This window comes from Quyinboa ferrireducens (assembly GCF_042436675.1).
Lineage (GTDB): Bacteria > Bacteroidota > Bacteroidia > Bacteroidales > UBA5342 > JBHJHP01.
The window spans coordinates 89,459-110,222 of the sequence record NZ_JBHMVA010000002.1; the positions used below are offsets into that span (position 1 = coordinate 89,459).

11 protein-coding genes and 1 tRNA gene are annotated in these 20,764 nt (G+C 38.4%); 3 read left to right on the top strand and 9 right to left on the bottom strand.

Features of this window, described 5'->3' with window-relative positions:
• Nucleotides 1-83: 83 nt before the first annotated feature.
• Entirely contained in the window at nt 84-5,168 is a 5,085-nt protein-coding gene (locus tag ACE01N_RS03820; RefSeq protein WP_380585000.1) for a PAS domain S-box protein, read from the top strand.
• A 153-nt stretch (nt 5,169-5,321) separates the two neighbouring features.
• Here the strand turns inward: ACE01N_RS03820 and ACE01N_RS03825 are convergent.
• The 9 genes from ACE01N_RS03825 to ACE01N_RS03865 all read right to left on the bottom strand — a co-directional run bounded on the left by ACE01N_RS03825 (nt 5,322) and on the right by ACE01N_RS03865 (nt 17,265).
• Nucleotides 5,322-5,392 (bottom strand) — tRNA-Gln (locus ACE01N_RS03825).
• 101 nt (nt 5,393-5,493) lie between these two features.
• Nucleotides 5,494-6,006 carry a GNAT family N-acetyltransferase gene (locus tag ACE01N_RS03830; protein WP_380585002.1) on the bottom strand — a complete coding sequence of 171 codons (513 nt, stop codon included), beginning with the start codon at nt 6,004-6,006 and terminating at the stop codon, nt 5,494-5,496.
• A gap of 62 nt (nt 6,007-6,068) precedes the next feature.
• On the bottom strand, nt 6,069-9,377 hold the full coding sequence (treS, locus tag ACE01N_RS03835) for a maltose alpha-D-glucosyltransferase (RefSeq protein WP_380585004.1): 3,309 nt from the start codon (nt 9,375-9,377) through the stop codon (nt 6,069-6,071).
• A gap of 219 nt (nt 9,378-9,596) precedes the next feature.
• Nucleotides 9,597-11,831: a TonB-dependent receptor gene (locus ACE01N_RS03840; RefSeq protein WP_380585007.1), complete on the bottom strand. Its 2,235-nt coding sequence runs from the start codon at nt 11,829-11,831 to the stop codon at nt 9,597-9,599.
• 39 nt (nt 11,832-11,870) lie between these two features.
• Entirely contained in the window at nt 11,871-12,185 is a 315-nt protein-coding gene (locus ACE01N_RS03845) for a hypothetical protein (RefSeq protein ID WP_380585009.1), read from the bottom strand.
• Nucleotides 12,186-12,556: 371 nt separating this feature from the next.
• Nucleotides 12,557-13,324: a glycerophosphodiester phosphodiesterase family protein gene (locus ACE01N_RS03850; RefSeq protein WP_380585011.1), complete on the bottom strand. Its 768-nt coding sequence runs from the start codon at nt 13,322-13,324 to the stop codon at nt 12,557-12,559.
• Nucleotides 13,325-13,465: 141 nt separating this feature from the next.
• Complete coding sequence (locus ACE01N_RS03855; protein WP_380585013.1) at nt 13,466-15,115, bottom strand: NAD+ synthase; 1,650 nt, start codon at nt 15,113-15,115, stop codon at nt 13,466-13,468.
• 44 nt (nt 15,116-15,159) lie between these two features.
• Nucleotides 15,160-15,828, bottom strand: a complete 669-nt coding sequence (locus tag ACE01N_RS03860; protein ID WP_380585015.1) for an outer membrane beta-barrel protein — start codon at nt 15,826-15,828, stop codon at nt 15,160-15,162.
• Nucleotides 15,829-15,834: 6 nt separating this feature from the next.
• Entirely contained in the window at nt 15,835-17,265 is a 1,431-nt protein-coding gene (locus tag ACE01N_RS03865) for a TlpA family protein disulfide reductase (protein WP_380585017.1), read from the bottom strand.
• A 356-nt stretch (nt 17,266-17,621) separates the two neighbouring features.
• Between ACE01N_RS03865 and ACE01N_RS03870 the strand changes: the two genes are divergently transcribed.
• Nucleotides 17,622-18,359: a hypothetical protein gene (locus ACE01N_RS03870; RefSeq protein WP_380585019.1), complete on the top strand. Its 738-nt coding sequence runs from the start codon at nt 17,622-17,624 to the stop codon at nt 18,357-18,359.
• A gap of 8 nt (nt 18,360-18,367) precedes the next feature.
• Complete coding sequence (locus ACE01N_RS03875; protein ID WP_380585021.1) at nt 18,368-20,746, top strand: TonB-dependent receptor; 2,379 nt, start codon at nt 18,368-18,370, stop codon at nt 20,744-20,746.
• Nucleotides 20,747-20,764 lie beyond the last annotated feature (18 nt).

Consider the following 20,764-nt stretch of genomic DNA (forward strand, 5'->3'; position numbering starts at 1 on the left):
ACACTAAATGATTCAAACGAAGTGCCATTGTTAATATTTGTTAATGCCGAGGGATTTTAATATCTTTAATATAAACCATTATTATGAATTTAGCCAATAGCCTTAGTCAGAAATCAAAAGAAGAACTAATAAAGGATTTGTTGCTTCTTCAAACTGATAATGAAAAGATAAATGCAGAGTTAATGGAAAGAACTAAGGAGCTTCAGGCTGTTTACAAGATTAGCACTTTATTGCAAGAGCCAGAACTTTCATTGGATATATTTTTTCAGAAAGTTGTTGAATTAATCCCGCCAGGTTGGCAATTTCCTAAAATAACATGTGCCAGAATTATTTTTGGAGAACAGGAATATAAAACTTCAAATTTTAAGATTTCAAAATGGAAGCAAGCAGAAATCATTCAGAATAAAAAAGTAGCTAACGCTGTTATTGAAGTCTATTATCTGGTAGAGAAACCAACTGCAGATGAAGGCCCTTTTTTAAAGGAAGAACGAAACCTGTTAAGGGTTTTTGCTAACAATTTGAGCAGAATAGTTGAAACAAATTTTTTAATAAACGAGCTGGAAGATTCTGAGGGTAAATTTATAATTTCCTTTCAAAAAAGTCCGGTAGCCAAATGCCTTGTTGATAAATCGGATAATTTTAAATTACTGGATGTTAACGAAGCATTCCTGAGTTTAACAGGATTTTCAAGAGATGAACTTGAAAATCGCTATTTGCAGGATATAAATTTTATCTCAAAAGAGCTTATAAATTCTGTTTTGATCCCAAAGATTAAAAAGGATAAAAACATTAAAGATTTTGAGCTAACGGTTAAAAATAGAAATGGAGAAAGCAAAACAGGATTGATAAATATTGTAACGATCTTTTTGAAATCGAAAGAGGTCGTTCTTGTTGCCATAAGTGATATAAGCGAACAGAAAAAGAACCACGACAAGATTATTGAGAGTGAAAAAAGGCTGCAAAGTATATTTGAAAATATGCAGGATGCTTATTTTCAGGTGGATTTGGATGGAAACTTTTCATATTTTAATCCAATGGCTTTGCAAATGTATAGATACGATTCGGAAAAGGAATTACTTGGAAAACCTTCCACAATTCTCTATACAAATATTAGTGAAAGAGAAGAATTACTCAATAAATTACAGGAAACAGGAAAGGTAAAAGATTTCACCGGAAAAGCATTAAGAAAGGATGGAACTACTTTCTGGGCTTCAATGAATGTCCATTTTATTTACGATAACAAGGGCAATATTGCAGGGACCGAAGGGGTTGTAAGAGACATTACCGAAAGGTTAAATGCCGAAAGGAAGATACAGGAAAGCGAGAAAAAATTTCGCGATATTTTTGAGAATATGCCGAGTGGCTATGTCCTACTTGAATTAGTTTATAATGAAAAAGGGCAACCTGTTGACCATCGTATGCTGGAAGCAAATGCACAATTTGATAATCAAACCGGGTTGAAAAGGAAGGATCTTATTGGCCGAAAGATGATGGGGGGACCGTTTAGTTTGCCAGAAGATATTGCCCGGAAATACTACGAAGTTGCACTTACCGGAGAGCCATTTTCCTACGAACGGTTCAATGAATCGTTAAACCGTTACTTCGATATACGGGTATCCTCACCTCAAAAAGGACAGTTTTCACTGCTGTTTAACGATATTACTAAACGAAAAAAATCAGAACAGAAGATACTGGAGTTATTAAACCGTTTTAAACAAATTGCACAACATCTGCCCGGTTTTATCTACCAATATCATTTACGAAACGATAATACTTCCTATTTCCCCTATGTAAGTGAAGGTGTTTTTGGTGTCAGCCCAGAAGAAGCATACAAAAATGCACAAAATGTATTTGATGTTATTCACCCTGATGATATGGATCGAGTCAGTGAATCAATCCATGAATCTGCCAAAAATATGACAGTATGGAATGAATCGTTCCGGGTTATTTTACCAACCGGAGAAATGATATGGGCTGAAGGAAAATCTACCCCAATTAAAATGGATGATGGTTCTGTTCTTTGGCATGGATTCATTCTGGATATTACCGTACGCAAAAAGCAGGAGAATGAATTAATCAAAAATCGTAAACTTTTAAAGAGATCGCAGCGTGCCGGTAAAATAGGTTCATGGGAGTTTAATGTAGAAGATAAAAGTTTAGTCTGGGAAGAAGAAACCTATAATATATTTGGATATCATTACGAAGATCATGAACTAAATAATTCAGCTTTCTTACAGGATATTATTCATCCCGATGACCGGGAATATGTTTCCATGATTCGCAAAAAGATAGAAAAGGAGAAGCGATTTACTGATCACGAATACAGGATTATTCTTAAAAATGGTGAAGAACGGTACATACATGTTATGGGTGATGTAGATTTAGACAATGAGGGAAATGTTGTTCGTACTTATGGAATTACTCAGGATATAACCGAACGCAAAAAACAGGAACAGGAACTTCTTAGAAGCCGTAAACTCTTAAAAAGGGCGCAGCGTGCCGGCAAGATTGGTTCATGGGAATTTAATTTAGAAGAAAATAAACTGGTTTTCGAGGAAGAAACCTACAATATATTTGGCTATTCTTACGATGCTAATGAAATAAATAACATTGCGTTTTTAAGAGATATTGTTCACCCTGATGATCAGAAGCATGTTGTAAGAATTCGTAAACAGATTGAAGAAAAAAAGAAATTTATTGACCATGAATACCGGATTATCAGGAAAGATGGTAAAGAGCGGCATGTGCTTATTATGGGTGATGTGGTTTTAAATAAAGAGGGAAATGTTGTTCGTACTTATGGTATTATACAGGATATAACCGAACGCAAAAAGCAGGAACAGGAATTAATTAAGGCAAAGGATAGAGCCGAAGAAAACGAAAAAAGACTCAGTGCATTTAAAAGTTCATCAACCGAAGGAATATTCTTTTTAAAAAAAGATATTATCACCGATGCTAATGAAACAGCATGCCTAATGTTTGATTATACACTTGAAGAATTAATTGGCATGTCAGCAGCTGAATTAACCGCAGAGGAGTCTAAAGAAACCGTTAAAGGAAACATTAAAGCAGGAAGTGAAACGGCATATGATATAGTTGCATTGCGAAAAGACAAATCGACATTTATTGGTGAAGTGAGAGGAAAGATGTTCGACTATAATGGTGAAAAAATAAGAGTTTCAGCTTTAAGAGATATAACAGAACGAAATGAACAGGAACAGGAATTATTAATTCAACAAAAGCTTTTACTGGAATCTCAGCGCATCGCAAAAGTTGGCAGTTGGGAAATGGATTTGAAAAGTCTGGAATTAAAATGGAGTGAAGAGTTGTATCGAATTTACGAAATAGATGACAACAGTAAAGTGCCTGTTCTTGATGATTTTATAAACCTGGTTCATCCTGATGATAGAATAATAATTCAAAGAAATCTTGATGATATTTTTAATATAAAAATATTTAATGAGTTTGAATGCCGCGTAATTACAACATTGGGCTCAACAAAATATATTTCGGTTTCCGGGGAAATAATATTTGATAAAACTGGTAAACCCTCCCATTTATACGGCATCGTTCAGGATACAACCCGTCAAAAAATATATGAAAACCAACTGATTAAAGCCAGAGAAAAAGCCGAAGAAAGCGAAAAGAAACTTTTAGTTGCCCAGGATCTTGCAAAACTTGGTAGTTGGGAGTTGGATGTTGAAAGTCAAACGTTTACATTTTCAGATAATCTCTTAAAAATATACCATACATCGGCAGAGGAAATGGGGGGATATCAAATTCCGCTTATGAAATATGCAAAAGAATTTGTGCATCCGGAAGATGCTGATATTGTTGCAGTGGAATCCGGAAAAGCGATTACAACTAATGACCCCAATTTTACGAATTATTTGGAACATAAAATTAATTATTTAGATGGAGGCATTGGCTATATAGCTGTCAGGTATTTTGTAATTAAAGATGAAAATGGTAAAACCGTTAAAACTTTTGGTGTTAATCAGGATATCACTGAAAAAAAGAATGCCGAAATAGAATTGATAAAAGCAAAAGAAAGGGCTGAAGAAAGCGACCGCTTAAAAACAGCATTTTTGATGAATGTGTCACATGAAATAAGAACCCCGATGAACGGTATACTTGGCTTTACAAGCTTGTTGGAAGATCCGGATTTAAGCGAAGAGGAAAAGTCAAGCTTCATTCAAATAATTAATAAAAGTGGTGAGCGTTTGATGAATACGATTAACGATATTGTGGAAATTTCAAAAATTGAAATTGGTGATGTCGAGTTACATATTGAATCGATAAATCCATCAGAGATAATGCAATATCACTACGATTTCTTTTCTCCTGAAATAAAAGAAAAGGGATTGGATTTTGAATTAAAAAACCAGGTCACTGAGTTAATTAAAACCGATAAGCATAAGCTGGATGGGATATTAATGAACCTTCTTAAAAATGCCATAAAGTTTACTACTGAGGGTAAAATTGAGTTTGGAAATTATATACAAGGTAGTAATATCTGCTTTTTTGTATCGGATACAGGAGTTGGTATCCCTGAAGATAAACAGAGAGTTATTTTTACCCGTTTTGTTCAGGCTGATACAGAATTAACGAGCGGCTATGAAGGTTCAGGGATTGGATTGGCAATTGTAAAATCTTATGTTGAATCCTTGAATGGTACAATTGAGGTGAAATCTGATGTTAAAAAAGGAAGTATATTCACTGTTTCAATTCCCTTTACTGAAGAAAAAGAAACACATAAAAAAAACGATAAAAAGATAGAAAATATCGAATTTGATAAAAAACCAACAGTTCTGGTTGCAGAGGATGATGAAGTTAACTTCATCTATCTAAAGAATATATTGTCTGATGATTTCAGGATAATTCACGCTAAAAACGGAGAGGAAGCGGTAAGGTTATATCATGAGAATCCTGATATATCGGCGGTACTCATGGATATTAAAATGCCTGGGGAGTATGATGGGGTGGAAGCAATCAGGAGAATAAAGAGTATAAATAAGAACGCATTAATAATTGCACAAACAGCATTTGCGATGGATGTGGATAAGAAAAAAGCATTTGATGCCGGATGTGATGGATATATAACAAAACCCTTCAAACGGGGTGAGTTAATCTCATCTTTAAAAAAAGAATTAAATAAGAAAAATTAAAAACGGATCAAGGCCCCACGTTTAGACAGATTAATGAAATAGTATCTCTGGTCGATCTATTTAGAAAAAACAAAATGTTTATAAATACTGTGTGGAATAAAAAAATAAACCCCTGCATTATATTGAAATACAGGGGTTTGTGAAATATTAAAGTTGTCTCGGAAGGACTCGAACCCTCACAAACAGTGCCAGAAACTGTTGTGCTACCATTACACCACGAGACAGTGAATTTTTGCGAGTGCAAATATAAAAAAATATTTATTTCAACGCATGTAATGCCCTTGAAATACTTAAAAGATTAAAAATTTTTATCATATGCAGATTTTTAGTCCACATTCATACCCATAAACAAAGTATCATGATATGATTTGTTGTAATAAAAATCCCGCAGAATACGGCCTTCTTCCTTAAAGCCAACTTTTTTATAAAATTCTATGGCAATGGTATTTTCTGCGTTTACATGAAGGTTGATCTTTTTGAGCACCGGATTTTCACTGGCCCATTCCAGAAGTAGCGTGGTAATATCGCGGGCGATACCTTTATTCCACCAGGCCTTTTTTACGACAATGCCATATTCTCCGTTGTGCCGGAATTTTTTCAGATGACTACCCTCAATAGATCCAATACCGATTATTTCTTTCCCGTGCAGGGCAAGGATCATTTTTAGCGACCGGTTCAGGATAAAATTAGAAACAAAATCTTCTTCCTGTTTTATATTCATAGTGAGTTCTTCCGGTTCAAACCGTAAAAAAGGAGTCTCGCTTAAGACCTGTTTCATAAAATCTATAAGCTGAACAGCATCAGACAGTTCAACTTCGCGATAGGTTATGGAATCCATGCAAGTCAGATTGTTTCCTATAGCAAATCTAATACTTTTTTTAAATACCTGATCTTTCAGGTTTATTCAATGATTGTACGGATCACTTTTCGTAAACCATTCAAAGGCATGTGAAGCCATTCAGGCCGGTTGTTCAGCTCATAAACTGCTTCGTCCACCGCTTTTTCAATCGTAAATAGTGTGAGTAAAATATCCGTCTGATGCGGGTCATCCGGTATAAATGAAGCGGCTCCGGCTGTCTTTAAATAATGTGTTAAAAACTTATCTTTAACAGTATTATGCCAAATGTCCAGCCACGGTTCAAGTAAGGCAGCGTGTTCCGGCATACGCGAACTATATGCTTTATGTGCCATATAAATGGCATAATGGAACGAGCGTAACATGTACGCCATATCCTTTAGTGGACAGTGTTTTAGGTTTCGTGCAGACAAGGATCTGTCCTTTTCTCCTTCAAAGTCGGTAATCATAAAGTCCTTTCCGGTAAATAGTACCTGACCCAAATGATAATTTCCGTGGATCTTTAACTTAGATGCATTCATTTTACCTGCTTCCAGAGCTGTTTTTACGGCAGAGAGTAAGGCATTTTCATTATCCATAATTTCATCAAGCAGGATCTTCTGTGATTGATCGAGATCTTTCCGGGAGGATTTTATCTGACTGAAACTTCGTTTTACACTTGTTCTGAAAGACTGGTATAATGATTTTTGATAAAGCAACGAAAATTTCTCTTCGGTAAAACGATTATTATTTTTAACTGCCGACAGCGCGAGGTGCATTTCTGCTGTTCGCTGTCCCAACAGCCCGGTCATTTCCATAAACAGAGGATCAAAAACGGCTGTTATGGTTTCGGCATTATCCGGTATAAATGTTGAAGGATCGTCTTCGGAATAGTTGGGTAACAACTGATCTTTTTGAGCGATGATATGATCGAAAAACTTACCAATGGCCGATTCGGTATATTGCCATGCAGTTTCTTCGTGCGGAATATAGTCTGTTAATATACCGATAAGCATATTATCGTGCCAGGGGCGTTTGTATTCAATGGATCCGGCATAGGCAGGAGAATTTTTGAAATTTCGGTTGTTGCTCAGCACTTTAACAATATCTTCCTCCGGATTTACACCTTCCTGCGGACTGCGGTATAATTTCAGGAACAATTTATTGCCATACTGAACCAGGGTGTTAGTCTGCTCGGCACTAATTACTCTTGGTTCTGTATCGGTGGTTTGTTTAATCGTTTTGGTTGCTGCAAAACTATGCAGTTCTCCTTTCGTTGTTTTAAGCTTTCCTTTTTGCATCATGAGCCGAAGGAGATCGTCCATAAATTCCTTTTTATAGGAACCATCATACATTAAACCTTCCTTACCATCCAGATCAATTGTACTGATGATGGCTTCCGGATGGTAGTATCGGATATCAGCAGCTTCTTCACCCAGTGCCACGGATATAGGTATAACATAATATTCCGCATTTTTTTCAATATAAGTAGCTTCAATAATCAGCAGGTAGGAGAATATAGTATGGTCGCGGAATGGCACGGTATCAATAATACTGATGTTTCTGATTTTATTGGAACGTCCCCTGAACCATCTGTTTTTTTGCATGTATTCAAGTATCAGACCCTGTAAATCTGATTTTAATGCTTCCGACATCCGGTTCCATTTTCTAATGGTTACTTCAAGCTTGTAATCCAGTTCCACTGGTTTAATTTCGTTTTCAGCTTTCTGTTTTTTCAGTTCAAACCAGAAGTAATTTTTATACTGTAACGGGAAAACGTATGGTTCATCCTCAATCAGTGAAAATTCGTTGCGGCTGAAAACTTCAGTGGGAATGTATCCGGCATATTTTCGCAAATCCAGCTGAGCATTTTGAGAATAACGAGAAAGGTTGATGATTACAAGGATAATTTCATCCTTGTACGTTCTTGTAAAAGCCAGAATACGTGGATTACTGGTATCGACAAATTCTATGTCGCCGCGGCTGAAGGCTTTAAATTGTTTCCTGACATTAATGACACGTCGCATCCACCATAGCAGGGAAGAATTGTTTTTTTCAAAGTTTTCAACGTTAATGGACTCGTAATGGTAATCGTAGTTAAATACAACAGGCAAAAATAACTGCTGGGGCTCCGCCGTTGAAAATCCTGCGTTTTTATCTGCTGACCATTGCATGGGGGTCCGCACTCCGTCACGATCGCCGAGGTAATAATTATCACCCATTCCAATTTCATCACCGTAATAAATTATTGGTGTCCCCGGCATTGAGAACAACAGCACATTCATAAGCTCAATGCTTTTACGATCATTTTCAAGCAAGGGTGCCAGCCTGCGCCTGATCCCAAGATTGATGCGTTGTTTGGGGTTTTTAGCAAAGGATTTATACATGTAATCGCGTTCTTCGTCTGTCACCATTTCCAGGGTCAGCTCATCGTGGTTCCTTAAAAAAATGGCCCACTGACAATTGTCTGGTATAGCAGGCGTTTGTTCCAGAATATCGATGAGAGGAAAGCGGTCTTCCATTTTCATGGACATATATAATCGTGGCATTAGCGGAAAATGAAAGGCCATGTGGCACTCGTCACCTTTACCGAAATACGCAGAGGAGTCTTCCGGCCATTGATTAGCTTCTGCCAGTAACATTTTATCATCAAAGTTATCATCGATGTATTTGCGCAGCTTTTTCAGAAAATCATGTGTCTCAGGCAGATTTTCGCAATTGGTGTTCTCCCGTTCGTATAAGTAAGGAACAGCATCAAGTCTGAGACCATCCACACCAATCCCAAACCAGAAATCCAGCACTTTAAGAATAGCCTTGTGAACACTGGGATTATCGAAGTTAAGATCTGGTTGATGAGAATAAAACCGGTGCCAGTAATAGGCTTTTGCCACAGGGTCCCATGACCAGTTGGACAATTCAAAATCCTGGAAAATGATACGTGCTTCTGGATATTTATCGTTGGTGTCGTTCCAAACATAAAAATCGCGGTAGATACTTCCGGGCTTTGCCCTTCGTGACCGTTCAAACCATTTATGAGAACTTGACGTATGGTTCAGTACCAGTTCTGTTATGACCCGGATGTTACGCTTATGTGCCTCACGAATAAACCGTTTAAAGTCAGCCATTGTCCCATAATCCTCATGAATACTGGTAAAATCCGAAATGTCATAGCCGCCGTCCTTTAGTGGGGATTTATAAAATGGTAATAACCATATGGCATTGATGCCAAGGCTTTTAAGGTAGTCCAGTCGTTGGATCAAGCCGTTAAAGTCTCCTATGCCATCGCCATTACTATCCATGAATGAACGCACATGGCATTGATAAATTACGGCGTCTTTATACCAGCTTGCAGCTTCCCGGGTTTGGTTTTTCATGATTATTTTTTTGTTTGAGCAGACATGGAATCTGCTGAAGAATTAATACCTGTATAGGTGTAACTGCCACAGACCAGTTTGGTTCAGGTTTTTTACAATAAATATGGAATTACCTAAGCTTCAGACTAAATTTGGAACATAAAAAAGCCGGTCAGTAAAAAATGCTGACCAGCCGTTAGTGTGTTTCCTGAATTGAATTTGTGTCGTTTAATCAGGATATTAAAACCTGTAAGTGATTTTTACTGAAATATTTCGCCCCGGATTGTAATATCCGAGTGGCTTTAATGTGGATAAATGATCCACATACAAGGTGTTTAGCAGATTAGATCCGCTAATATCTATGCTCAGATTGTTGTAGTCCAACCCTGCAATCACATTCAAAAGTGTATATCCTGCCGTTTTGGTCTCAAATTGAGCCGGATGATTTTGAGCAAACACAAGGGGAAGTGATATTTTCAGCGACAGCTTGTCCGCAAGTTTACAGCTTTCATCCTTATGGAATGTAATGGATGGAGTAAGTTTGTTTTGTGGTATAAAAGGCAGATAATCACCATTTTCTTTTACCGCGTAGATATAAGCGTAGGTGCCGCTCAGCATCAGGTAGTGTGTGGGATGTACATCAATACTCCCTTCCATTCCGGTGAGCAGAGCATTGGACTGGCTGTAACGGTAGACCGGAAAATTTTCGTCCGTAAATTCACCCGTGGGTGAAAGGAAAATATAATTCTGAATTTGGTTGTAATAGCCCGCAATTTCTGTCACCACAATTCCGGAGTGATAGTGAAAACTAAGATCAGCCTCATAATTTCGCTGCGATTTCAGGCTGCGGTCACCAATCTCATACCGTGTACCGTGTTCACCATCCTGAAGCAATTCTGACACATGTGGAGTTCTGTAGGCCGATGCCAGGTTGAATCGTATCAATCCATCCGGTATAACCTGCCATGTCATTCCTGCCGATGCACTAACATTGTTGTACGTTTTTTTGAAGGCCTCCATCATTTCATGAAGTGTATCAACTGTTGTTTCTTCATGGGAATGTGCTGCTTTGATTTGTTCCGGCGCATCCACATACCTGAAATCATAGCGTGCACCCACCTGAAAAAACAGTGTCCGGTTTAAATTCAATTGATAAAGGCTTAAAGCTGCAAGATCTGCAAGCGTGTAATCGGGAAGAACCCGAACCGGTGCTTCAAAATTGCGGTTTACCTGGTAACGTCCCTGAACACCTGTGATGACTTCACTTGCATCACCGGTTTTTTTACGCAGCTTAGTGTTCAACGAAAGGGTTGATAAATTCATATGAACCAGGTCTCCGGTTGAGCCGAACAGTTCACGTTGGTTCAGTTGATAACTCAGATCGTTATTGAATTTCCAGCTGTTTTTGTAATAATTGTACCGTAGTGTGGCCATGTGGTGATCCAGATTCTGATACCAGACTTCATTTTTGCGACCCCGTTTACTGATCAGGGTCTGAGCCTCTTCCGATGGTATTCCGGCCTTCAGGGATGTATAGTCGTAAAACAGTTTTATGCGGCTGTTTTTATATCCGGTTCCGGCAAAAGCCCCGATATTCTGAGCCGAAAACCTGCTGTTCAGAACGGCATTGTTATTACCGTCAAGGTAATCTGCATGGTTTTTATATCCGCCATTAATGCCCCAGTTTAACAATTGCCCGCTGCTTTTTACTTCCATATCGGCCTGGTAACCATTGGTATTGCTCTGCCATCCGGCCTGAACCGAACCTTCAGTCTGACCCGCTGGTGCCGGATCGGATTTGATAAAATTGAGTACACCACCAAGCGCATCAGAACCATAAAGCAAAGAGGCAGGGCCTTTAATGATCTCCACGTCACGATAGCCGTTGTCACCAATCAGGTAAGGATGATCCTGCGAAAACTGATAGTTTTCAAGTTTTACCCCGTTGTTAAGAACTAATATATTATTGGTGGATAAGCCTCGGATTACCGGTGAACTTATACCTGGCGATTTTGTGATCACACTAATTCCGGGAACTTCGGCAAGAGCTGCAAAAACATTAGTGCTTGCCGGCTGCAGTTCGTTATGCAAATGATAGTTCTCAATTTTTATGGCATTTTCATGTTGAGAGGAATAGCTTCCGCTGGACACTACTACTTCTTCGGATTGTAAAACGGATGGTGTCATTTCAATGGTGTACAGGTTTTTTGTATTTGTGTTCATATCCTTTATGACGGTTTTGAACCCAACAAAGGAAAACTGCACTTTAAAAACTCCGTCCGGCAGGTTTTTAAGGGTGAATGTGCCATCGTCGTTACTGATTACTCCTTTTGAAAGTTCAGGAATAAAGATGTTCACGCCCGGAATCGTTGATTGATCATTTGAATTGTAAATGGTTCCGCTAACTGTATTTTGACCAACTACGGACACAATAAATAATACCCACACAAAGCAGGTAGTTGTTAAATATTTCATGTAATATTTTTATCAGATTAGTAAGTTTTTATTTCACGTTTATATAAGTGAAACAACCGGAGGGGCGCGTAATCTGATGTTTTGGGAAGTATACGATACATAAATGGAAGAATAGCCTGAACTGATTTCTCCCAAAAATATTTTGTTGACCGGAATAACCGGATCATAATCAAATAAAAAATGTGGTTGAAATTCGTAGGTGTTGATAAGACATTCAGAGCCATGATTAATAAACCCTGTTTCGTGGGTTGGTGCATGGTGGTGAATATCGGCATGAACCAGTTGAATAAAGAACGGCGCCATAAACAGTGCTATGGCCAGTAGAGCATTATATGTTCTTTTTTGTTGATTCATGAAATAAAGAACAAAGATATCTGAATTTAGGTTTAAAAGTGTCGAATAATTTTTAAAATAGCGAATGGTATTCGGGGGCTTGATTCGTGAATTTTAATTCGTTACTTCGATACGAAACTGCGTTTCTACTCAGTAACCAGATGCTAAGTTACAAATACAATTTGTACGTACTAATGGACTATTAAAATGATCCACGAAGAAATACGCAGATGAATATGCCGGTTACGCTAATGAAAATAATATTTAATGCATTTGGGATTTCAGCGAAAATCTGCGTGAGGCCTTTGCGATAATCCGCGAGAAAAAATAATTGTTATCGCATTCAGCTATAGAAAACATTTATAAACGCAGATTGAATTCCTAATTCGTAATTAATTATTTACCTGTCTTTTGAGCCATGCCGGCCGGTTGGTGGTTATGCCTGATACGCCAAGCTTAATAAGTTTTTTAGCCTCGGCGGGATCATCCACGGTCCAGCAAAGCACATCCAGTTTATAGCGTTTGGCCAGATTCATTACAGATTGGTTGATGATCCCATAATACAGGTTGATCCCGTCCAGTTTGTTTTGCGATGCCTCTTTAATTTTTTCTGATAATCCTTCATTTTCGTCACTTAGCCAATAACATTTATTGTTTGGAAAAGTCTTTTTCGTCTCCAGAATAGTTTCCCAGCCAAAGCTTATAAATACAATCTGGCTCGCTTTGGGTGTGGTATCCATAATCTCTTTCAGGTATGGCAGAATTTCTTTTCCGCATTTTATTTCAATTACCAGGGTCTTATGTGGAGGGACGGAGTTGATTACTTCTGTCAGATACGGCATTTTTTCTCCGGCATATTGATGATCTTTCCAGCTTCCCATATCCAGTTTGCGAAGCAGCTTGGCTTTCGATTTGGAAATAACAAGCTTAAGACCGGATGTTCGAAGTGTTGTATCATCATGGCAGACCATAATCCGGTTGTCTAGCGACATATAAACATCTACCTCAACTGCATCCGCGCCAATCTCCCATGCAAGATCTACAGAGGCCATCGTATTTTCGGGAGCATTGTACGAGGCACCTCTGTGTGCAATGTATTCAACCTGCGAAAAGGTGCTGATAGCAAGGGAGATCAAAGTGAGGAGTACCATTATTCTCATGTCATACGCTTTGCAACACAATTTAAGTCAAAATACTTTAAGCTAATATGAAATGTTTGTTACAATTTTTGAGTAAATAGGTCATGAATAATGAAAAATGAACAATAAATGAAGAATTATTCATTGTTCACTATTCATCAATCAGTATTTGGCTACTAATGGCATGCGGCGGCCAAATCCAAATGCTTTGGATGAGATCCGCAGGATAGGTGGTGTCTGAAAGCGTTTATATTCATTTACGTTCACCAATCGAATAGTTTTATCGATGGTGGCACGGTCATAGCCCAGTGATTCAATTTCCTGTGGTGACCGGTTCAGTTCGATATAGTTAAATAAAATGCCGTCCAGAATATCGTATTCAGGAAGAGAATCAGAATCTTTCTGATCGGGACGTAACTCTGCCGAAGGTGGTTTAACAATCGTGTTATGTGGAATGATCTCTGAACTTTTATTAATATACCATGCGAGTTTAAACACATCGGTTTTATAAACATCGCCCAGAATAGAAAGACCGCCGTTCATATCTCCATACAGTGTTCCATAACCAACAGCTGCCTCACTTTTATTGGACGTGTTGAGCAGGATATGTCCGAATTTATTGGAAATGGCCATCACAAGTGTTCCGCGCACACGAGCCTGAATGTTTTCCTCAGCCACGTTAAACGGCAGATCCTTGAAAACAGGGGACAGTGTATCTTCAAACTGTTTGTAAATATCTTTAATGGATAAAATGTCGTACTCAATACCCAGATTTTCAGCCAAATCAACAGCATCTTTTATGGAATGATCCGTAGAGAATTGTGACGGCATCAACAATACTCTGAGGTTCTCGGCGCCTAGAGCCTGTTCTGCCAGCACTAATGTTACAGCAGAATCAATTCCTCCTGACAAGCCCAGTGTGGCTTTTTTGAAGCCCATTTTATCGAAATAATCCCTGATCCCAAGAATTAAGGCGTCATGAATAACCGGAATATGATCTGTTTTTTCAGGAATAACCAGTGGCACAACGTCCATATGATCAGTATCGATAATCCGGATGTCCTCTTGAAAACGTTTGCATTGAAGTGCCAGGTTTCCTTTTCCATCAATGGCCATGCTGTTTCCGTCGAAAACCAGTTCCGTATTGGCGCCTACCTGGTTCACATAAATAGCCGGAATATTATATTTTTCAGCATTGAGTTTTAATACGCGTTTACGGGTACCGTCCTGAACATATGAAAATGGTGACGCAGCAATGTTGATCAGCATATCCGGTTCCAGTTTGATGATTTGTTCCATCGGAACCACAGAATAAAGTCTGCTCTGTGCAAATGGATTCAGTACCGGTTGTTTTTCCCAGATGTCTTCGCAAATGGTAACGGCGAATTTTTTCCCCTTAAATTCAAGAATATCGAAATTGCTGTTGGGTTCAAAATAACGGTATTCGTCAAATACATCGTAGGTTGGGAGCAATGTTTTATTGAATACTTTCTCAATTTTACCATTATTCAGAAAAAAAGCTGAATTATGCAGCCGTTTCCCGCGCGGGTTTTCATTCAGGCTTGGTGATCCTACAATTATAGCAATATCCTTACTCAATTCAGCCAGTTTGTTGACCCACAACATGCAGGTATCGAAAAACTCACGTTTTTCCAGCAGGTCATGCGGCGGATAGCCGCAAATACTGAGTTCCGAGAAAACGATCAGGTCAGCACCTCCGTTTTTTGCCTTTTCAATGGCATCGGCCATCTTGTTATGGTTGTATTCAAAGTGACTGACGATATAATTGAGTTGAGCTAAAGCTATTTTCATATTCTTTCCTTAGACATAAGACACAAGAATCAAGACGCAAGATTTTAAAAGTTGATTCCGAGCCGTAAATTTACAGAGTTTAAATTAGTTTTATCACTAATATCGTCATTTGTTGTGATATCAATAAGTCCATTCGTGTAAAAAACGGCTGCATGCAGGTAGGTGTCACCACCAAGGGAGTATTCTATGCCACCTCCAAAATGGAATCCGAGGTCCCCAATCTGAATCTCGTCAATCAGCGCCAGATCATCGCCCGTTTTAGCGTTTGTATTAATCATTGGGGTCAGGCCTAACTGCCCGTAGTAACCCAACCGGCGGAAAAGTTTAGTTTTAAGCTTCAGTCCGATGGGTATTTCAATGTATGTAAGTTTATACCTTAAAACTTCTCCGTCCTGAATGGTTACATAACTATGATCAATATTCATTTGTGGTTCAGTTCCTGTAGAATATTTAAGTTTTCCTCCGGTATGGCTTCTGATAACAGAAACCGAAATGGCATAGTTGCGGTCAAAAAAGAAATCGGCCATCAAGCCGTATGACATGCCCAAAACAGAGCCTTCGTTTTCCACTTTCGAAAAATCTGATGTTAACCACGAAACCTGTGGCGAGGCAATAAGGCCCAGTTTTAGCTTTTTGTAGTCCTTCTTTTTATCCTGTGCGTTAACTGTAAATATTGTAAATATCAAAAAAGCAATCACCCAATAAAATTTCATTTCGTGTTATATTTTTCCGTTTCTATATAACCTGTCAAGCATTAAGTCGAGTGTTTCAACGCCAAGCTTTTTACCGATAATTTTCTTGTCTTTGTCCAAAAGAAATATTCTTGGTGTTACGGAAACATCGTAATAATACCTGAAGTTTGTCTGATTATACGGATCCCATACATGAGTCCATCCATACAATTCTTTATCGTTAATGAACTTTTCCCATTCCTCACGATTGGTTTGCGTATACACACAGTAAACGGCTAAACCTTTGTCTTCGTATTTCTTCCATATTTTTTCGTAGACTTCAGGCACAATAACTTTGCAGTGCGAACAGTTTGGTTCAAAGAAAATGAGAATGGTGTAGGGGGCATCCACCTGATGTAAGGACTTGTAGCCTTCCTGCCAATCTTCCATAACCAGATCGGGAGCAGTTTTTCCCAGTAATGTATGTTCTTCTTTAGCAACCAGTTCTGCCAGTTTGCTCAGTAAGGTTGAATCAGCCCAGTAAGCATAGCCGTTCAAATAATACTTTTTTGATACAGCAACACTCAGGCTTTCCATTCCCATAATATCACTTTTGACCGCAAAATTTAGTACGGTTGTTGCCATAAACCTGAAGCAGGTTTTATCTGGTTTAGACTCTTGTATCAACCTCAGAGCGTAAGGGGTAATGGAGTCAGGTTGCGGAATAAGAACTTTATCAAGGTAATGTGTAATTCTTTCCTTATAAAAAGATGTACGCCAAAGACCAGGCTCTGTAAGGTCGGTGTTATCAAAATAGTGATTTGCCTCAAAATAATATCGTTTAAGCGCTTTTACGGAGTCGCTCAATGCGTTGTACTCCGGAGTTTGTTCCGGTTCATACTTTACCGGGATAAATGATTTTATGACAGTTCCGTAAAATGTGCCCTGGTATTTTTTATAATCGGTATCCCATTTTTCACTCACTTTATCATTCATTTCCTGTAGTTTCTGTCTCGCGAAAGCCAATGAATCTTTGTTTTGGATCAACGGTCGGTAATGTGCAATAAGATCACTTCTTTTTTTCTGCATTCCCTGCATGAATTTATGGTAGGCCGCAAATGCTTCAGATTCGCTGCTTCCCTTTATCACCTGACTGTTGATGAAGTCTGCTGTATCAACCGAAATTGTAAGTGTTTGATCCTGACCTAACAGAATATCGAAAAAAGTTTTGTTAGGGAAATATGCTGTGTAAATACCATTTGGCAGAAGTGTATCGCTTTTTATTATTGCTTTTCCGTGTTTATCGATGTTAAAGGTGTCGGCAACCAACATATCCGCTCCCTGATAATAATAGCCCAGGATCATAGTCGTGTCTTTCCAGCCATTGGTTTTGATTTCAATGTCGTATTGCCCGTATGAATGACATGAAATCAACATAAGAAATGTAGCAGATAATATAAACTGAACAAACTTTTTCATCGCGGTTCATTTTTGTAGTTAACGTAAAAAACAAAAATAGTGTATTAAACGGATTACTAAAAACATAATATGTTGGTTATAGGGTCTCATTTATAATGTAAATACATTGTTGTCCGGGTAAAAAATCAATATGCATATAGATTCTTCGCTTCATTTTATTACGCTCAAAAGCCATCCAATGCCTGTCATTCCAAGTGAAGCGAGGAATCATTGAAGCTCTACCCGGACAACAGTAATACAAATATTATAATCATAAAATAAAAATGTTTAATAAATAATTGAAATAGTTAAACAAAATATTTGTAATATTGTTATGAATAAAAATAAAAATAAAAATAAAAATAAAAACAACAGTTATGAAGTATTACAATCTGTTAACCCTGATATTTTTGCTGGCTCTCATACAGGGATGCGGGACATCTTCAAAAACGTCATCATCTGAGCAACAACAATTTAACATAGATACCTATGTGGATGGTACACCATTTGAAATAGATGTTACCAGCGGAAAAGGCCATAATCATCCTACATTTGTAATCTGGCTTGAGGATGTTGAAGGAAATTTCCTGAAAACTATATTTATAACAAAATCTTATGCAAGTGGTATATACGGGCATGCAGCATTAACGGATTCTACCTGGAGTAACAAATCCGGCCAGTCGTATCGTCCGGCATCATTACCATATTGGAGTTTTAAAAAGGGATTCATAGACGGTAAATTTCTGATACCCGAAAAAGAACATCCTTATGTGGACGGATTTACTGGTGCAACTCCAAAAGGGGATTTTTCTATTGAGTCACAGTTGCCGAAGGATGGAAAATACAGAATTTTACTTGAGGTGAATCAGACCTGGGACTGGAACAGGTACTGGACGAACAATAAATATCCTGATAACAGAGATTATAAAAGCAGTGCTCAGCCCAGCGCTATTTATGCTGTAACGGTTGATATTAATGATCCGATGCCATTTTATATTATGAATCCTATCGGACATGGTCAGTATGCCGGCGAAGATGGGAGGCTTTACACAGATCTATCAACCATGACAACTGCACTTGAAATTTTCGACAGAATTGAAGTTAAAATAAAATAACCTTACAGATGAAGAAACTTAGACTTGAAATACTTTTTTTATTTATCATATTTTCTCATTTATTGCTGGCTCAGAGCGGAGTAATTAAAGGTAGAATTTTTGATGAGGCCAGTAATGAACCGGTCCCTTTTGCCAATGTGGTTATAATGGGGACGACAATCGGGAGTACCTCCGATCTGGATGGAAATTTTACCATTACCGGTGTTGAACCCGGATTTATAAAACTTCAGGTTTCGTTTGTTGGATACCAGACCAAGGTAAGCCGTGATATTTCAGTAAGCAATGCCAAAACAGCATACATTGAAATTGGACTGAATGCTTCGTCAACAAGTCTGAATGAGGTGGTCGTACGAGTTGATCCATTTCAGAAACGAGATGAGGTTCCTTTGTCAATGCAGAAAATAGGCGTAAAGGAAATTGAAAGTAATCCGGGAAGTAACAGGGATATTTCCCGTGTGATCCAGTCGTTTCCCGGTATCGGTTCAACACCGGCTTTCAGAAATGATGTGATTGTACGTGGAGGAGGACCCAGTGAGAACCGGTTTTATCTTGATGATGTCGAAATTCCTGTTTTGAACCATTTTGCAACGCAGGGAGCATCAGGTGGTCCGGTAGGAATCATCAATGCAGACTTTATTGGAACGGTAAATTATTATTCCAGTGCATTCCCGGCTGACCGGTACAATGCGTTAAGTGGTGTTTTTGAGTTCACCCAGATTGACGGCAATCCCGAGAAGATGAAGTTCAGAGGTACACTGGGAGCAAGTGAAGTAAGTGCGACAATTGATGGTCCTATAGGTGAAAATACAACGTATATATTTTCAGCACGGCGCTCATACTTACAGTTTTTATTCAGTGCGATCGGCTTACCCTTTTTGCCAACATTTAATGATTATCAGCTCAAACTGAAATCCAAACTGAATACTAAAAATGAGCTGACAGTAGTCAGCATCGGATCACTGGATAATTTAACGCTTAATACAGGAATAAAAGATCCCGATCCGTCCCAGGAATATATTCTGACACAAATACCGGTTAATAATCAGTGGAGTTATACATTGGGTTTTGTCTTGAAACATTTTATGAATAACGGCTACAGGACTTTTGTTCTGAGCCGTAACATGCTGAACAATGAGTTCTATAAATTTCCTGAGAATGATGAGACCAGACCTAAAACATTTGATTATCATTCGTTCGAAGCCGAAAATAAAGGTCGCTATGAGGTAGAATATTTATTGGATAATTTTAAAATCAGTTATGGCCTTAGTGGAGAATATGCACGCTATTACAACAGAACTATGCAGCAGTTTTTTAATGAAGGTGCGTTACAGGAAATTAATTACATGTCGAATATTGATCTTTTTAAATATGGATTTTATAGCCAGTTCACCAAACAAATTACCTCCATCCGGACCTCCGTTTCTTTGGGATTAAGAGCTGACGGCAACACGTTCAGTAAATCGATGCAGAATCCGTTAAATCAGTTTTCTCCTCGCGCATCGGTTTCGTTTGCACTTACAGATAAAACAAGGTTCAGTGTTTCAGCCGGTCGTTTTTATGAATTACCTGCCTATACCACTTTAGGATATCGGAATAATAATAGTGAACTCACCAACACAGAAGTAAAGTATATTGGTGTGGACCATTATGTTGCCGGTATCGAGCAGAAAATAGGGTTAGAGTACCTTTTCTCACTCGAAGGATTCTATAAAGGGTATTTTCAGTATCCCATTGATAAATTTACTGGGGTAAGTCTGGCAAATGTAGGCGCAGACTATAGTTCAGTAGCAGGAGCAGTTCCTGTTGAATCGACAGGTAAAGGACGTGCTGCAGGATTTGAGGTGTTAAGCCGGATCAATAAAAAGACTTTCAATCTGATTGCATCCTATACCTTCGTTAGAAGTCTGTTTACAGATGCTGCGGGAGAAGAAATTCCTTCATCGTGGGACAGCCGGCATTTGTTAACCATGACCGGGACCAAAACATTTAAGAAAAACTGGTCTGCAGGTTTTAAATGGCGCTTTGTAGGAGGTTTACCTTATACACCTTACGAGCTTGAGAAAAGTGCCATAAAAGAAGCATGGGATGCCAACGGGCAGCCTTATTTTGATTATTCCCGTTTAAATGAGTTGCGGTTTAGTCCTTTTCATCAATTGGATATCAGGGTGGATAAAAAATATTTTTACGATAAGTGGAGCCTGATGTTTTATGTGGATATTCAGAATGTGTACAATTTCAAGTCGGAAGGCCAGGATTATATTATTCGTGAACGGAATGCCGATGGATCTTTTAAGCTTGTTGATAACGGAACAAAGTATGTACTTGACAGGATTCCTAATACTAGTGGAATTATTCTTCCTACTGTGGGAATCATGGTAGAGTTTTAATTATAGGCACAAGATATA

Bases quoted from the DNA above. Each gene is read 5' to 3' on its own strand.
- ACE01N_RS03830 (WP_380585002.1), bottom strand. From the start codon at position 6,006: ATGGATTCCATAACCTATCGCGAAGTTGAACTGTCTGATGCTGTTCAG.
- ACE01N_RS03845 (WP_380585009.1), bottom strand. From the start codon at position 12,185: ATGAATCAACAAAAAAGAACATATAATGCTCTACTGGCCATAGCACTG.
- ACE01N_RS03855 (WP_380585013.1), bottom strand. From the start codon at position 15,115: ATGAAAATAGCTTTAGCTCAACTCAATTATATCGTCAGTCACTTTGAA.
- ACE01N_RS03820 (WP_380585000.1), top strand. From the start codon at position 84: ATGAATTTAGCCAATAGCCTTAGTCAGAAATCAAAAGAAGAACTAATA.
- ACE01N_RS03850 (WP_380585011.1), bottom strand. From the start codon at position 13,324: ATGAGAATAATGGTACTCCTCACTTTGATCTCCCTTGCTATCAGCACC.
- ACE01N_RS03875 (WP_380585021.1), top strand. From the start codon at position 18,368: ATGAAGAAACTTAGACTTGAAATACTTTTTTTATTTATCATATTTTCT.
- treS (WP_380585004.1), bottom strand. From the start codon at position 9,377: ATGAAAAACCAAACCCGGGAAGCTGCAAGCTGGTATAAAGACGCCGTA.
- ACE01N_RS03865 (WP_380585017.1), bottom strand. From the start codon at position 17,265: ATGAAAAAGTTTGTTCAGTTTATATTATCTGCTACATTTCTTATGTTG.
- ACE01N_RS03860 (WP_380585015.1), bottom strand. From the start codon at position 15,828: ATGAAATTTTATTGGGTGATTGCTTTTTTGATATTTACAATATTTACA.
- ACE01N_RS03870 (WP_380585019.1), top strand. From the start codon at position 17,622: ATGAAGTATTACAATCTGTTAACCCTGATATTTTTGCTGGCTCTCATA.
- ACE01N_RS03840 (WP_380585007.1), bottom strand. From the start codon at position 11,831: ATGAAATATTTAACAACTACCTGCTTTGTGTGGGTATTATTTATTGTG.